Raw genomic sequence first — 15,103 nt, 5'->3', positions numbered from 1 at the left:
GCCAAAATCCTGAGATTGCCACGCAGCCTATGGCTGCTCGCAATGACTATATCTATAATCAAATAAAATAACTTAGCACTTTTTCAAGTTAGTTTATTCTTTATGTAATTCGTTATTTCTTCTACGACTTCTATAGCTAAAAGCTCTGAAGTATCGATAATTAAAGCATCTGAAGCCGGTAATAACGGTGCGGCTTTTCGCTCTTTATCTCTTTTATCTCGCAAAATTATTTGCTGTAAAATCTCATCGAGTATACATGTTTTTCTTTTTGCTTGCAACTGCTTATATCGTCTTTCAGCCCTAATTTGAGGATTTGCAGTGATAAAAACCTTTAAATCGGCATCAGGTGCAACAACGGTGCCTATATCCCTACCCTCCATAATGATTCTCGGCATTGTTTTTACTAGATTAATCAGATATTTATTTAGATTATTTCTAACTTCGCTTATTACGGCAATTTGCGAGGCTATATTCCCTATATCCTCATTTTCTAAGTCAAAATTATTATCGAGATTTAATTCTTTAGATAAAGCAATTACTGCATCTATATCAGTGATATCTATTTTTTGATTAATACAGTCAAAAGCAAGCTGCCTATAAACAATACTTGACTGAAAATATTTAAGAGAAAATTTTTTTGCTAATATTAAACCGATAATCCCTTTACCTGAAGCAGCAGGGCCGTCAAGGGAAATAGTAAAATTTTGAGAAAAATCGAAGGCTTTAGTTTTTAAATCCACCATAAAATTATAGACTAAGTAATAAAATATTATAAATAATAGAAATAAAGCTTGAAATCTAGTATATTATGCAATAAATATAGAATTTAAAATTATAAGCTAACTATTGTATAAGGCTTTGCTTGCAAAAGCTTATACATATAATTGGCGTTATAAGGGTGATTAGCTCAGTTGGTTAGAGCATTACGTTGACATCGTAAAGGTCGGTGGTTCGAGTCCACTATCACCCACCATCTCACTCCTTAATAAAAACCAATTCGCTATCAGATGAGTGTTTGGGACTAAATTCATAACCTAAATATGGGAAATTCTTAAGTAGCTCAGGTGAGTCAATGAGGTTGTTAGCAATAACCTTGACCATCGCCCCACGAGCCTTTTTAGCATTTATTCCAATTGTTGATAATTTTCCGTCTCTATTTTCTTTAAAATGAATGTTAACTAATTGATATTTAAGCTTATTTGGATTTACTACAGATGAATATTCTTGTGATGCTAGATTGAGTAAATATTTATTTTCATGCTTAGTAAGAATTTCATTAATATAATTAGTGACTTCATCTTGCCAAAAGCTTGTTAAATTTATTTCATTTAGTTTTGTTGCCATTTCTAATCTATACGGCTTAATAGCATCTAGTGGTTTTAAGGCTCCGTAAAGACCTGATATAATAAGCAAATGTGATTGCAGGAAATTTAGTTCATGATTAGTTAGTTTTTCTACATCTATATTATTAAAAGCATCTCCTGCATAAGCAAAAATAGCTGCTTTACTCTCTTGATTATTAAAATCCTTAAATCTTTCTTTATTTATATGTGCAAGCTTTGCACTTATATTCATTATTTCCGATAATTGATTCTCAGAATAGCTTTGGAGTGTAGAAAGTAACTGATTAGTTAAATTAGGGAATATAAGAGAAGTTAGTCCTGTTTTGGGAGCTAACTTCTCGAAATTAAGAGTTTTAGCGGAAGAAATAATAACAAGCATTCCTATCTAACCGGAGTACTCGGAAGAGATGAGGTAGTATTAGCGATATTTCTGTTGGTATTATCGATTGTTTTCATAATTGCATAACTTGGATCACCGTCAAGTTCTACTACTTCTTTTGATTTCGTAGTTTTTTGACCGGCACAACCAATTAAAGCTATAGAAGCAAATAAAATTATTAAATATCTTATCATAAATACCCTGTTTTAATTTTACACTTAAGATAGTTGTCTATTATTATAATGTCAAGTGAGAGGAAAATTTTATTACCCTACCCCTACAGGCTCTAAATAATAGTCTAAAGATGCTTTATAATATTCTAAATCTAATGCAGCATAATCTAAATTAGGTTCATCTTCTTTTCTTTCTATTTCGGGTTTAGGTTTAGGCTCATCATAATTTTTTCTAGTTTCTAAATAATATTCTAAAGTTTCTTCATATTCCCATCTAGGGTGATCATCAGATTCTTTTTCTAAATATGTCATTATTGATGATATTTTTTCCTTTAAAGATTCATTACATACTTCTTCAAAAATATGATAATATTCTTTCTTATTAGATACTAAAGGCATGAGTGCTGGTTTACTATCATTTAAGTAATTATATAATGCTTCAAAAAAAAGAATCATATTTCCCATTATCTATAATATCGTGATACATGAGAGAGTCTATATTAAGTGCTTGAATAACTAGTTTTCCGTCTATCGATAATATTTTTTTGAAGAGTTCTAAATCTTCAATATGAAGAGCCATGGAAAAAATATTATTATGTAATGCCATGCTTTTTATTATTTTCCACTTCTCTATAACACTATATTTAGACCATTCCATAACTTATCTACTCCTTAAATAAATTTTTAGGCATTCTATAATAAACAATATTATAGAATTTATTGCTTTCAGGGAATTTGCGTTTGCGGATGGAGAAGTTACCAAAATTTCTAATTTCGATACGCTCTTGTTCTTTGAGAGATCGACTTAAATAATCTAAGATTAAATCTACTGAATCTTTAACATCTTCTTTGGAAAGATAATTCAGCTTATCATGTACTTTATCTATTAAATAATTCTTAGTAACCATTATTAAAAAATCGCTTTGATTCCGTTAAAACTATTTTTAAAAAAACTAGGTGCTATACTATCAAAATCTTCAAGTATTATGTCGATTAATTTTGGTTTTGGTTTTAATTGATAATCTTTAACTAGTAGATTAGCATTAATTTTCTTAACTTCCTGTAACCATTTTAATGCAGTATCTTCCGAGCCTATAGCATCTACAAGCTTTAACTTTAAAGCCTGACGACCTGAATATACTCGCCCGTCTGCGAGCTTTTTTACTTCTTCTATAGGAAGATTGCGTCTCTCTGAAACAAGTTCAAGGAAAAAATTATAAGTATCTTCTATATTTTCCATAATGGCTACCCGCACTGCTTCCGTCAGTTTTTCGGTAGGATTTGGGACAGCTTTTAATTCACCCGATTTGAAATTATTAAACTTAATTCCCAATTTTTGAGCAAGCTCCGTTACCTCGGCTGTTTGTAGTATTACACCGATTGAACCCGTAATAGTTCCGTTATGGCTAATAATATAATCGCCTCCGAGAGAGATTAAATAACCGCCACTTGCAGCCATTGTTCCCATAACGATTACTACCGGCTTTTTTTTGGATATTTTGCGTAAGATATTATAAATTTTTTCAGAGCCGACTACCGTACCGCCGGGAGAATTTACGTTAACTATTAACGCTTTAATATGAGAATCATCGATTATTTTTTTGAGCTTTTTGTCACGCTTTTCGTCTTCAAGGATTATTTCATCTATTAATATGGAAGCTATATAGTCTTCATTACTATTAATAAGTAAAACCTCTTTTGGAGCAAAATCTTTACCGACTAGTAAGAATACGATAGCAATTAAAATAATAGCTGCTAGTTTCCAAATTAACAAACGAGATTTTAGTTGTCTTCTTTCAATTAAATAATCAGGTGTTATACTCATTTTGCAATATATTTTTAATAAGTAAAAGAAATACGAAGATCAATTTTAAAAAGAGCAAGGAGTTTACAAGACGAGGAGCGGAGCGTATACTTAATACGTGAGCACCGCAGTACTTGTAAAACGACGTAGCCAATTTTTAAAGTTCATCGAGTATTACAAACCGTTTTTAGGGCGTTCAGGACTCTTCATCATCTCAAAAAACTCACCGTTAGTTTTAGTATGTTCAAGTTTTTTGAGTAAAAATTCTATTGCCTCACTGCTACCCATCGGATCGATAATACGACGAAGAACCCACATTTTATTTAATATTATTTTATCTACTAATAAATCTTCTTTTCTAGTTCCTGATCTAGTTATATCAATAGCCGGATAAATACGCTTATCGGCAATCTTACGGTCTAGAACTATCTCGGAATTACCTGTACCTTTAAATTCTTCAAAAATTACTTCATCCATACGAGAACCGGTTTCAATTAAAGCTGTACCGATTATAGTAAGCGAACCGCCATTTTCGATATTTCTTGCTGCTCCGAAAAATCTTTTCGGTCTTTGTAGTGCATTAGCATCAACACCGCCCGTTAATACTTTCCCTGATGACGGCACTACGGTATTATAAGCACGAGCGAGTCGTGTTATCGCATCTACTAAAATTACCACGTCTTTTTTATGTTCTACTAAACGCTTTGCTTTTTCGATAACCATTTCTGCAAGCTGCACGTGCCTACTTGCCGGTTCATCGAAAGTAGAGCTAACAACCTCTCCACGCACGGAACGTTGCATATCGGTTACTTCTTCAGGTCTTTCGTCTATTAATAATACTATTAAAAATACTTCCGGATTATTAGTTGTAATTGCATGTGCTATATTTTGTAATAATACGGTTTTACCTGTACGAGGCGGTGCTACTATTAATGCACGTTGTCCTTTACCCATAGGGGCAACAAGTTCAATAACCCTTGTACTAAAATCCTTACTATCTTTACTATTATTTTCAAGTTCTAATCCTAATTTTTCATCAGGATATAAGGGAGTTAAATTATCAAAATGAACACGATGATAAGCTTTAGAAGGGTCTTCAAAATTTACTCTATTGACTTTCAGTAAAGCAAAATAACGTTCTCCGGCTTTTGGAGCTCTGATCTGACCTTCTACCGTATCACCGGTACGTAGACCAAAACGACGAATTTGACTAGGAGAAATATAAATATCATCAGGACCTGCTAAATAGTTTACTTCCGGTGAACGTAAAAAACCAAATCCGTCAGGTAGTACTTCAAGTACTCCTTCTCCCACTATTAAGCCTCCTTGCTCTACGGATTTTTTCAAAATTGCAAAAACTAATTCTTGTTTAAGTAATGAATTAATATTTTCAATTTTTAATTCTTCTGCTTGAGCTTGTAGTTCCTCCGGTAATTTACGTTTTAATTGTTTTAAATTAATAATATTACCGTTCTCTGCAAAATTATTATGATTGTTATTGGATTCGGTATTGTTAAGTTCTTCTGTAGATTCTTTATTAGTTGTGTTCATTATTTTATTATTAATAGATTATAATTGAAAAGTTGAGTTAGCAATTAAGTTTAAAGGTAAGTAATATAATTATTTAAAATTAGGAATCAAATTAGATTTTTAGAAAATTTTATTTATTCTTGAGGTTTGAAGAATTATTTATCTTGTTAGCTTATAAGAGCTGTTTATGTATGTAAAAGCATACTAACAACGTAATAGCACATTGTCAACCCAAATCGTCATTACGAGCAGGTATTGTTGTATGGATCAATTTCACCTCTGTCATCCCGTGGCTTGACCACGGTATCCAGAAAACAACTAAAAACATCAATAATATTGATATTTTTAACTGGATCTCGTGAATAAATCACGGGATGACAGGAGAAAAACCGAACCATGCAACAACACCTACGGCTCCTCGCAATGACGGTTCGGGTATCGCCATCTACTCTCTAAGAACTATATCTTTTATAATTAATTGAATAGTATAATTATCTTGCCAATTATTGGTTTTTAACGTTCCTATTGCGTCAATATTTTTTGCTTTAGGGCTTAATAAAACATCTTCAAATGAAGTTCCTACCGAATTAAAAGCAATAGCAGATAAGGCTTTATTACCAAAGCCTCGCTTATTTGGAACAAGCATACATTTAATATGCTTACTTCCAACGATATCTGCTTTTAATACAAATAAATCATCGAATTTAAATATAGGCTCATGATTTCCTTGACCGAAAGGCTCTAAAGTGTTTAATTCCTCCATTAAAGGGAAATTTACACTATTAACCGTTAAATCAATATCATATTCCGCATGCTTATAATTTTCTAGTTTATTTATACTAATTCTAAAAGCATTATTAAAAAAAATCTGCAATTCTTGTAATTTTTCAGCAGTTACGGTAAAACCTGCCGCCATAGCATGACCTCCACCTGCTATTAGCAAATCTTTGCTTTTAGCATTAATAATCTCAGCACCGAAATCAATACCTAAAATAGAACGGCATGAAGCTTTACCAATCCCGTCATTTAAAGCCACAACCGCTACCGGCTTATCAAATTTTTCTTTTAATCTGCCGGCAACGATTCCTATAACGCCTGGATGCCATCCTTCTTTTACGATAAATAATAAACTACTATCTTGTTGAGTTAAAGCAATTTCTGTTGCCTCTTCTATCATTAATAACTCAATTACTTTACGCTCATTATTATGTTTTTCAAGTTCTTCAGCTAATTTACTTGCTTCATTAGAACAACTAGTAGATAGGAGATTAGCCCCTAAACTTGACTTTCCTACTCTACCGCCTGCATTGATACGTGGACCTAGAATAAACCCTAAATGATAGCATTTCGGTATTTCATTAAGCCCTGCCATATCATATAATGTTTTAATCCCTATATTTTGCCTTTGTTGCATTACTTTCAATCCGCTTGCGACAAATGCACGATTTAAGCCTGTTAATTTCATCATATCACAAACAGTACCAAGGGCCACTAAATCTAGATACTTCATTAGGTTAGGCTGAAGCATTGTTTGCGTGAAATAATTTTGCTTCTTTAAATTTGATAATATTGCAGTTGCAAATAAGAAAGCAACTCCTACGGCTGCCAAATGTTTACATTCGCTTTTTTCATCAATACGATTTGGATTTACTATAGCTACTGCATCAGGTAATATTTCCGTGGCTATATGATGATCAATTACTATAACATCAAGGTTAACGTCTTTTGCGTATTTTAGGGCTTTATGTGCCATAGCACCGCAATCAACCGTAATTAATAATTCTGTGCTGCTATCTTTAATTTTTTGCATAGCAAAAGGAGTAGGACCGTATCCTTCAGCTATACGATCGGGAACATAAATATCACATATTATGTTTAAATCTCTAAAAATATTTTTAAGTAAAGCGGCTGAAGTAGCACCGTCCACATCATAATCGGCAAAGATACATATTTTTTGGTTACTTAAAATAGCTTTAACTGTTCTATCTACAGCCTTTTCCATATCGAGTAGATGAAAAGGATTAGGTAATAAATTTTTGATTTTCGGTATCAAAAAATTTTCTACTTCCTCTAGATTATTTACTCTTAATGATATTATCCTAGCCAGTAAATCACTAATTTTGAAACTACGACATAACTCGGTGACTATATCTTCGTTAATCAGTTTCTGCTGCCAGATTTTACCGTTTATAGATGCTTGTGGTTTCATGTGTTTATTAGACCGTATTTTTGCTGTATATCGTCATTGCGAGGAGGTATTATTGTGTGGATGCCGCCCCGTCATTGCAAGCAGTCGTAGTACTTGCGTGGCAATCTCATGAAATAATAACAAACTCCTGAGATTGCTTCGTCAATTGCTACGCAATTTCCTCGCAATGACGACTTGGGTATCCACGCAACAATGCCTACTCACAATGACGTATACACTTATATCTCTGAAAGTTTCTTGGCCTCGTCATCTGCAATTAAAGCTTCAACAAACTCGTCTAATTGTCCGTTTTTAACTACTTCGTCTATCTTATAAAGTGTTAAGTTTATTCTATGGTCGGATACTCTTCCCTGTGGGAAATTATAAGTACGTATCCGTTCCGAACGATCTCCCGAACCTACCTGCCCTCGTCTACTGTCGGCTCTTTCTTGTTCTTTTTTGCGGCGTTCTTCCTCATAAATTCTAGCACGTAGAATTTTTAATGCCTTTGCTTTATTTTTATGCTGTGACTTCTCATCTTGCAAGGCTACGGTAATACCGGTAGGGATATGAGTGATACGTACGGCAGAATCGGTAGTATTAACATGCTGCCCACCAGCCCCTGAAGCTCTATAAGTATCGATTCTTAAGTCTTTATCCTCAATTTTAATATCAACCTCTTCAGCTTCAGGAAGTACTGCAACCGTTGCTGCTGAAGTGTGAATACGTCCTTGTGATTCCGTTTCCGGTACTCTTTGCACTCTATGAACGCCTGACTCAAATTTTAGTTTAGAGAATACATCTTTGCCTTTTATCGACGCCGATGCTTCTTTATAACCGCCTATTCCCGTATCGGAAATCGCTAATATCTCGAAACACCATCCTTTTAACTCGGCGTATCGTTGGTACATATTAAAAAGTACGGCAGCAAAAAGTGCGGCTTCTTCACCGCCGCTTCCTGCTCTAATTTCAATAATAGCACTTTTACTATCCGCATCATCTTTCGGTAATAAAGCAATTTTTAAGGCTCTTTCAAGTTTTGGTAACGAATTTTCAAGATTGTGTATTTCGTCTTTAATCATTTCTAAAGTGGCATTATCAAGTCCCACTTCTAGCTTAAAATTATTTGCTTCTTCAAGCTCAGATTTAGCTTTATTATATTCTTTAATTTTTGCTACAACATCTTCAAGTTCGGCATATTCTTTAGATGCCTTAACAAACTCGTCTCCCATAATGCCGGAAGATAGTTTTTTGCCTAAATTTTCATATTTATCTAAAATTTTTGCTAAATTATCTGAAAAACTCATATTATTTGTGATTTATTTATGGGTGAGATATAGTGTTATTGTATGAATTGATGTCATTCCCGCCTACGCAGGAATGACATCGAGTAGGTTTTACAGGTCCATGCAACCACAATAACCATTTATATTAACATCAAAGCGGGACTTTCTATAAACTTCTTAAATGCTGCCAAAAACTCAGCACCGACTGCTCCGTCTACTACTCGGTGATCGGCAGAAAGAGTTACATCCATAATTGTTGCTATAGTTACTTGATCATTCTTGACTATAGCACGTTTTGCACTAGCTCCGACGCCCATTATACAACTTTGCGGTGGGTTAATTATAGCATTGAAATTCTTAATACCGTACATACCGAGGTTAGAAATGGTAAACCCTCCGCCCTGAAATTCTTCAGGGGTTAATTTATTATCTTTTGCTTTCTTTATTAATTCTTTCATTTCACGAGATAGCTCTATAATGTTTTTTTGATTGGCATTTTTAACTATCGGCGTAACAAGCCCGTTCTCAATCGCTACCGCTACTGAAATATCGACATTATTGTAATACCTAATTGCATCTTCTCCCCAGCTAGCATTGGCATTTGGTACTTCTTGTAAAGCTTTGGCTACTGCTAAAATAATAAAATCATTAACCGATATCCTTGTTGATTTATCTTCAGAAAAAGATTTATTAATGTCTTCTCTTATATCTAACAATTTATCGACATTACATTCTATAGATAAATAAAAATGTGGAACTGTTTGTTTAGATTCAAGCAGACGCTTAGCTATAATCTTGCGGATATTATTATTTGGTACTAAACGATATTCTTCAGGATTTCTACTAACTATTTTATTATGAACAGTGCTAGGAGTATATGATAATATATCTTGTTTGACTATTCTACCGTGCGGACCGCTACCTTTTACGCTCTCAAGTCTAATATTTCCCATTTTTGCAAGTCTTTTTGCTAGTGGTGAGGCGAATATTTTACTAGCATCATGTTTTATAACTGCTACCTGTTCTTCTACCTTAGCTATATTCTCGTGGGGTTTTGGAAGGTTAGCATCTGTTTTCGGTGACGGTGATACATTATTATTTTTTGCAATAAACGCATCAATGTCCGTTTTTTCTTCACCCTCTTCGGTTAGCACCGCAATCAATGAGTTAACAGGTACATTTTGACTATTTTGTGGGGTAACTATTTTGGCAAGTATACCTTCGTCTACTGCTTCTACTTCCATCGTTGCTTTATCGGTTTCGATTTCGGCAATCACTTCCCCGGGATTAACTTTATCCCCTTCTTTTTTTAACCACCTAGCTAGATTTCCTTCTGTCATAGTTGGAGATAAAGCAGGCATAAAAATTTTAATCGGCATAATTTGTTTTTAGTTTTTATTATTGTTTAGTTGTGGTAGGTATTTTTTATCCTCATTGCGAGGAGAAGCGTAGCATCGAGGTGGCAATCTCAGACCTTTAGCACAAGATTGCTTCGTCAAAATTTTCAATTTTTCCTCGCAATGATGATTCAGTATCCACGCATCACAATGACGACTTGAGTAGCTATCACACCTTAATATCAGGGCTAACTATCATTATCATCTGCTTACCTTCCATTTTAGCATGCTGATCGATTTTAACGAGTCCTTCAAGTCCTACTTCTATACGTTTAAATAGTTCTTGACCGACTTCTTTATGAAGAATCTCTCGTCCCTTAAACCATAAAGAAATTTTTACCTTATCACCGTCTTTCAAAAATTCTTTTATTTTTCTTAGCTTAGTTTCAAAATCACCTATACTAATGTTAGGTTTAAATTTCATTTCTTTAAGTACGACGATTTTTTGCTTTTTGCGTGCTTCATGCAAACGCTTTTTGCTTTCGTACTTGAACTTACCAAAATCTAGAATTTTACAGACAGGGGGTACAGCATTCGGTGATATCTCGACTAAGTCAAGACCGGCTCTTTCCGCCATATCTAATGCTTCTCTAATATTTACGACGCCGTGCATTTCGCCGTTTTCACCTACTAGACGAACTTCTCTAGCTCTGATTTCTCTATTAGCCTTAGGAAAATTATTTTTAGAAATAAAATTTCTCCGTATTATGTTTATAAATAAATATATATTGCATTTAACTTATTTTATTTAAAATTACAAGTAAATAAAATATTTTATCTTTAATTTTATTTAGAAAGTTTTAAAAAAAATTGAAACTACAAGACAAATTCCAAATATTAATAAACAGATTCGTGTTAATTTAGCGACTCTTTCCTGTATTTTCAAGTTTTTTAGGTCTATAGCATGCTTATGAGCTTGTTCTTTTTGTGCCATATGTATTAATTCCTGTAAAGTACCGGGATAAATATTCTCACACTCACTGATTAAATCAATTGGCGGTAATATATGTTCAAATTTTTTACGGTAAAAATTATTATCAGGCTCGTTTACACTAAAAGTCTTAACATAACCTTTATTTAATCTATTATTTTTGTTAAAAAAACGTTTAGTCTCTTTCATATTCCTTTTTTATTTTTTGAAATGTATATAATATATTACTTTCAACTATTTTAAAATAATCAATTAATTGCGTTTCTTTTTTTTGCTGTTGTTTGGAGCTTTTCATATTTATTATATTCTTTAGCTCTGCATATATTAGTTTTATAAAACTTTGTTTCATTGATTATACTAAATTTATAAAATCTTTTTTTGGTATTAGCGGTTCGCCCCTAAAATTTATAGCATTATTAAATTTATTGCAACAGCTTATAAAATTTTTATCACATTCGGCAATAATTTTTATTTCCTCGGTATCTTTGGCAGCATCTGGTATAATATCCTCTAATATAATCAAATCACCGAAATTGCTTAGAACTTTACTGTTAAAACGATTTTCGCCGAATATAATTTGACCGCCGTTATAATAGCCGTTTTCTTTATCTAAATCTAGTATTCTTAAACTTTCCTTGAGCATTTCTTTAACCTTATATATGCCGCTATATAAAGCTTTATCTATTTTGCATTTACTATCTCCAAAAACTGCTCTACATGTTTTGCTATATCGATTAATTACAGTCTGATTATATTTTACTGTTTCAGGTTTTAAATGTATTTTAAAGTTTAAATTGTATTTTGTATATAAAGTGCAATAATATGTCACGAAATGTTCAAAAAGCTTGTCAGTATATATTATTATTTTAACAATAGAATTATTTAAATCCATTGCCGTCGTAATGCCGTTTTCTTCAAAAATACCTTCAATGATTATATGGTTTTGTGCGGAATCGTTAAATTCTGCTTCTTTTAAATCTAAACCGGAATTTGGTAAAAGAACTCTCTCTTCATTTTTTATAGCATAGTCATTATTTGTTAAGTTTAATTCCTCACCGCTAGCTAGCTTAATTTGAAAACAATAAACAAAATTTGTAAGCTTTGTAATTACTTCTTCAATATTATTAGATGATAAAATACTCATATATATTCCTGATAAATAATAAAGCAGATAGACGAAGTTTAATTTGGAAAAGAGCAAGGCACTTTGAAGCTTATAACCGCAGCGTATATATAATACGTGAGGATTATAAGCGAGAAGTAACGCCGCCAATTTTTCAAATTAAACGAGTATAGCTACCTCCACTAACTCTATGTTGGATAATTCTATAGAACCGTCATTACAATAAGAATATTCAAAACTATCTATACTAAATCTAACTGCTACGTCAAAAGTAAAATCAGCAGTTAAAATTACATCTTGACCTAAGGGACTTGGTAAGGTTACTATACCGTCGTTGTAATCTACAATGCCCATAGCTCTTACATTATTAATTATATAGAATTACACTATTATTAACCGGTTTAGTGATAACTCGTTCGTAAGGAGCAATAGAATCGCTATATATATTCTTTAGCTGAAATTTATTTAAATTGCCGTCACCCTTATCAATCATTCCGTTCGTTACTTTATAATCGGCATAATCCCTAAACCTAAAAGCAAAATTACTTCCACGTCTTGCTTTAAAAAAGCTATTAAACTGCTCAAATTCAGAGCTACTTAATCTAGCATTTTTGATTAAATATTTTTGGCAACCGTAATTGCGGTCTAAATGTCTTGCTTCTCTACCTGATTTAGTTATAGCGTGAGAAGTAGAAAATTCCGTCTTTCCGACCGCAAAACTTTCAATAAATTCCGGCATACGTATATCGTGAAAATTCATAAGATACCTAAATTATTATTCAAAAAGAATAATATCCTTTTTAATTAAAGAGCGGAAATCTTCATTCATATCTATATTCCATCTTTTTATATCTATATGTATTGATATATCAGACTCATCTAGTACTTTCCTAATTTCAAGCAAAACTTCATGATTAATATCATCCATAATACAAAGATCAAGATCAGAAAATTTTTTATGATTTCCTTTAACTCTTGAGCCGTAAGCATAAAATTTATAAGGATATTTGCTTAGTATGGTACGTAATATTAGTAAATCTTGTTTATCAAGCTGAATCACTACGTTTCTCCAAATTTTTTATAAGCTCATCTACAGCATCAGAAAACTCATCAAAAATACTAATTACCAATTCTACATTTTTTTCATTATAAGTATGAACTGTAATGTTACGAATCTCGATAAATCTAAACCATTTCCTAGGATCAGAAATTAAACCGCTAACCGCTGCTTCTCGAAATACTTCTTTTAAAGTATATGGGGACTTACCACCTTTTTCACAAAAACGTTTCATCATTTTCCATGCCACTTCATAGCAAAACTCAAAGGCCTGTATACTACCTGCTTTATTCTGCTCGGTATCTAAATGTTTACGAAACTCTTCAAATTTCTTTCTTGATTTTAGTAGGCTACTTATATCTAGCCCTGCGATTAAAAGCATTTTATACTCCTATTTTTTGTTTTAACAATGTCTGATAATTCATTACTAGTTTTGTACTGACTAAGTCTTTGCTAGTTTGAAATTCTATTTTATTTGCTTTTATACCTGCAACATTTTCAAATGAGTAACGCTCTATTTTATCACTTATTTTGCTAGCAAGATTTAGCGCAATATTGCGATTTTTATCATTAGTAAAAATACATATTTCAAATTCCAGCTGCATTATATGTTGTACATTAGTTGATATATTAGTAACATTCAATATATTAACAAGTAAGAACGGACATTTTGCATCTTGAACAACGGAAAAATATATTTTATTAATTTTTGTTTTTATTTCATTATCATTTATAAGTAATTTATACAAACTTAGCTGAAAATTATAGATAAAATCATGATACATATATTTCCAACGCTATTATATTTAAAAATTTGCTTTTTTCTTCAACATTAATAATCCGTTTAATTTCAAATTCCCGTTCTTTAAATAAAATACGCATTTTAGTAGTGATGTTTTTTATAAATCTTATTCTAAATAAAAAATATCCTTCCGTTATTATATGTCCGAAGCTTATATTTTCTAGAGCAAGAAATTTACTATCACATAACGGTTTGATTTCGGCATAGATTGTTAATTTTTCTACCCATCTATCCTCTTCCATCCCCTCTCCTGCGATATTTTCTAAAAACTTAATTTGATGCTGAAAATTTTTCACGACTGTTTTTGTCATTTTATTACCTTTTAAATTATTTCCGTCATTGCGAGCCGGCATTTATGCCGGCGTGGCAATCTCAGGAATTTATATTATTTCATGAGATTGCCGCATCGTTGCTAACACAACTCCTCGCAATGATGACTCAGTATCTACGCAGGAATGACATAAGAGCCATATTTCCTAAATTTGTATATTGCGATAAGGTAAATATAAATTTTTTACCTCTTTGGAAAGACCGATACAATTCGTAGCTTGACGATCATACATCTCAGCTATATGTAGCATAATCCCGTGTTTTATAGCATGCGGAATATTATTTTTATCGTAACCGCTTATATATTCTACCCACAGCTCTTCATTACTTAATGCTTTATTTAGAGTTAAAAGATTCTGCTCGATCGCATAATCATCTGCCGTTAAGTCATTTTCTTGGTCTTTAAATTGTTTCTTTATTTTTGTTATTTTTATTAATGGGTTATATTTTAATAAAAACTCTTTTTTCCCTGAAATATTACAAATAAATTTGATTTGTTTTGAGATAAAATTTAGCTTAGTAAAATTCTCTGCTGCCGTGATTGCTGCATCAATTAATCCGATTATTAAATCATCATCGTAACTAGCCTCTACCCGCATATAATTCTTTACCTGCTCTAAACTCCACACTTCTTGCGGAAATGTTTCTATGATTTGAAAATTGTTTTTTTTGAACATAGCTTACCTCCCGATGTCATGACTTAATCACGGCATGTATGCATTAATTAAAGAGTGGATAGACGAAGTTTAATTTAGAAAAG

The 15,103-nt window shown here is 32.4% G+C and carries 20 protein-coding genes, 1 tRNA gene and 1 pseudogene; 1 reads left to right on the top strand and 21 read right to left on the bottom strand.

The window, feature by feature from the left end; genetic code table 11:
- Positions 1-83: 83 nt before the first annotated feature.
- Positions 84-743 carry a (d)CMP kinase gene (gene cmk, locus ACE38Q_RS02710; RefSeq protein ID WP_500190004.1) on the bottom strand — a complete coding sequence of 220 codons (660 nt, stop codon included), beginning with the start codon at positions 741-743 and terminating at the stop codon, positions 84-86.
- Positions 744-896: 153 nt separating this feature from the next.
- Between cmk and ACE38Q_RS02705 the strand changes: the two genes are divergently transcribed.
- Positions 897-973, top strand: a tRNA-Val gene (locus ACE38Q_RS02705).
- Between the two features lie 2 nt (positions 974-975).
- Here the strand turns inward: ACE38Q_RS02705 and ACE38Q_RS02700 are convergent.
- The 20 genes and pseudogenes from ACE38Q_RS02700 to ACE38Q_RS02605 form a co-directional block, all read right to left on the bottom strand.
- Positions 976-1,722 carry a YaaA family protein gene (locus ACE38Q_RS02700; RefSeq protein WP_500190003.1) on the bottom strand — a complete coding sequence of 249 codons (747 nt, stop codon included), beginning with the start codon at positions 1,720-1,722 and terminating at the stop codon, positions 976-978.
- Between the two features lie 2 nt (positions 1,723-1,724).
- Positions 1,725-1,916 (bottom strand): hypothetical protein, encoded by a 192-nt coding sequence (locus ACE38Q_RS02695; protein ID WP_488267256.1) that lies wholly within the window; start codon positions 1,914-1,916, stop codon positions 1,725-1,727.
- A 72-nt stretch (positions 1,917-1,988) separates the two neighbouring features.
- Positions 1,989-2,351: a hypothetical protein gene (locus ACE38Q_RS02690; RefSeq protein WP_500190002.1), complete on the bottom strand. Its 363-nt coding sequence runs from the start codon at positions 2,349-2,351 to the stop codon at positions 1,989-1,991.
- Positions 2,335-2,553, bottom strand: coding sequence for a hypothetical protein (locus ACE38Q_RS02685; protein WP_500190001.1), 219 nt, complete (start codon positions 2,551-2,553; stop codon positions 2,335-2,337). The genes ACE38Q_RS02690 and ACE38Q_RS02685 overlap by 17 nt, the downstream gene beginning before the upstream one ends.
- 7 nt (positions 2,554-2,560) lie before the next feature.
- The gene (locus ACE38Q_RS02680; protein WP_011271096.1) at positions 2,561-2,803 is read right to left on the bottom strand and encodes an HU family DNA-binding protein; all 243 of its coding nucleotides are present in this window, start codon (positions 2,801-2,803) and stop codon (positions 2,561-2,563) included.
- 2 nt (positions 2,804-2,805) lie between these two features.
- Positions 2,806-3,720: a signal peptide peptidase SppA gene (gene sppA / locus ACE38Q_RS02675; RefSeq protein WP_500190000.1), complete on the bottom strand. Its 915-nt coding sequence runs from the start codon at positions 3,718-3,720 to the stop codon at positions 2,806-2,808.
- A 153-nt stretch (positions 3,721-3,873) separates the two neighbouring features.
- Positions 3,874-5,250, bottom strand: coding sequence for a transcription termination factor Rho (gene rho / locus ACE38Q_RS02670; protein WP_485441385.1), 1,377 nt, complete (start codon positions 5,248-5,250; stop codon positions 3,874-3,876).
- A 424-nt stretch (positions 5,251-5,674) separates the two neighbouring features.
- A complete protein-coding gene (gene recJ / locus ACE38Q_RS02665) occupies positions 5,675-7,438 on the bottom strand; it encodes a single-stranded-DNA-specific exonuclease RecJ (RefSeq protein ID WP_500189999.1) in 1,764 nt (587 codons plus the stop codon).
- Between the two features lie 218 nt (positions 7,439-7,656).
- Positions 7,657-8,724, bottom strand: coding sequence for a peptide chain release factor 1 (prfA, locus tag ACE38Q_RS02660; RefSeq protein WP_500189998.1), 1,068 nt, complete (start codon positions 8,722-8,724; stop codon positions 7,657-7,659).
- Positions 8,725-8,843: 119 nt separating this feature from the next.
- Positions 8,844-10,082, bottom strand: coding sequence for a pyruvate dehydrogenase complex dihydrolipoamide acetyltransferase (locus ACE38Q_RS02655; protein ID WP_500189997.1), 1,239 nt, complete (start codon positions 10,080-10,082; stop codon positions 8,844-8,846).
- Positions 10,083-10,269: 187 nt separating this feature from the next.
- A complete protein-coding gene (infC, locus tag ACE38Q_RS02650) occupies positions 10,270-10,755 on the bottom strand; it encodes a translation initiation factor IF-3 (RefSeq protein WP_266264211.1) in 486 nt (161 codons plus the stop codon).
- A gap of 135 nt (positions 10,756-10,890) precedes the next feature.
- Positions 10,891-11,220, bottom strand: a complete 330-nt coding sequence (locus ACE38Q_RS02645; protein ID WP_500189996.1) for a DUF2335 domain-containing protein — start codon at positions 11,218-11,220, stop codon at positions 10,891-10,893.
- Positions 11,207-11,380, bottom strand: a complete 174-nt coding sequence (locus ACE38Q_RS02640) for a hypothetical protein (RefSeq protein ID WP_012152828.1) — start codon at positions 11,378-11,380, stop codon at positions 11,207-11,209. The genes ACE38Q_RS02645 and ACE38Q_RS02640 overlap by 14 nt, the downstream gene beginning before the upstream one ends.
- A 3-nt stretch (positions 11,381-11,383) precedes the next feature.
- A complete protein-coding gene (locus tag ACE38Q_RS02635; RefSeq protein WP_500189995.1) occupies positions 11,384-12,175 on the bottom strand; it encodes a phage/gene transfer agent baseplate hub protein in 792 nt (263 codons plus the stop codon).
- A gap of 138 nt (positions 12,176-12,313) precedes the next feature.
- A pseudogene (locus tag ACE38Q_RS02630) lies at positions 12,314-12,914 on the bottom strand (phage distal tail protein, Rcc01695 family).
- Positions 12,915-12,929: 15 nt separating this feature from the next.
- The gene (locus tag ACE38Q_RS02625; protein WP_011271084.1) at positions 12,930-13,214 is read right to left on the bottom strand and encodes a nucleotidyltransferase domain-containing protein; all 285 of its coding nucleotides are present in this window, start codon (positions 13,212-13,214) and stop codon (positions 12,930-12,932) included.
- Positions 13,201-13,593, bottom strand: a complete 393-nt coding sequence (locus ACE38Q_RS02620; RefSeq protein WP_500189994.1) for an HI0074 family nucleotidyltransferase substrate-binding subunit — start codon at positions 13,591-13,593, stop codon at positions 13,201-13,203. The genes ACE38Q_RS02625 and ACE38Q_RS02620 overlap by 14 nt, the downstream gene beginning before the upstream one ends.
- Before the next feature lies 1 nt (position 13,594).
- Positions 13,595-13,996, bottom strand: coding sequence for a hypothetical protein (locus ACE38Q_RS02615; protein ID WP_500189993.1), 402 nt, complete (start codon positions 13,994-13,996; stop codon positions 13,595-13,597).
- Positions 13,986-14,324, bottom strand: coding sequence for a phage head closure protein (locus ACE38Q_RS02610; protein WP_499161932.1), 339 nt, complete (start codon positions 14,322-14,324; stop codon positions 13,986-13,988). The genes ACE38Q_RS02615 and ACE38Q_RS02610 overlap by 11 nt, the downstream gene beginning before the upstream one ends.
- Before the next feature lie 165 nt (positions 14,325-14,489).
- The gene (locus ACE38Q_RS02605) at positions 14,490-15,020 is read right to left on the bottom strand and encodes a head-tail connector protein (RefSeq protein WP_500189992.1); all 531 of its coding nucleotides are present in this window, start codon (positions 15,018-15,020) and stop codon (positions 14,490-14,492) included.
- Positions 15,021-15,103 lie beyond the last annotated feature (83 nt).

The sequence above is a fragment of the Rickettsia endosymbiont of Thecocarcelia acutangulata genome, from assembly GCF_964263195.1.
Classification (GTDB): Bacteria; Pseudomonadota; Alphaproteobacteria; order Rickettsiales; family Rickettsiaceae; genus Rickettsia; species Rickettsia felis.
This window is presented reverse-complemented; position numbering and strand designations above follow the sequence as displayed.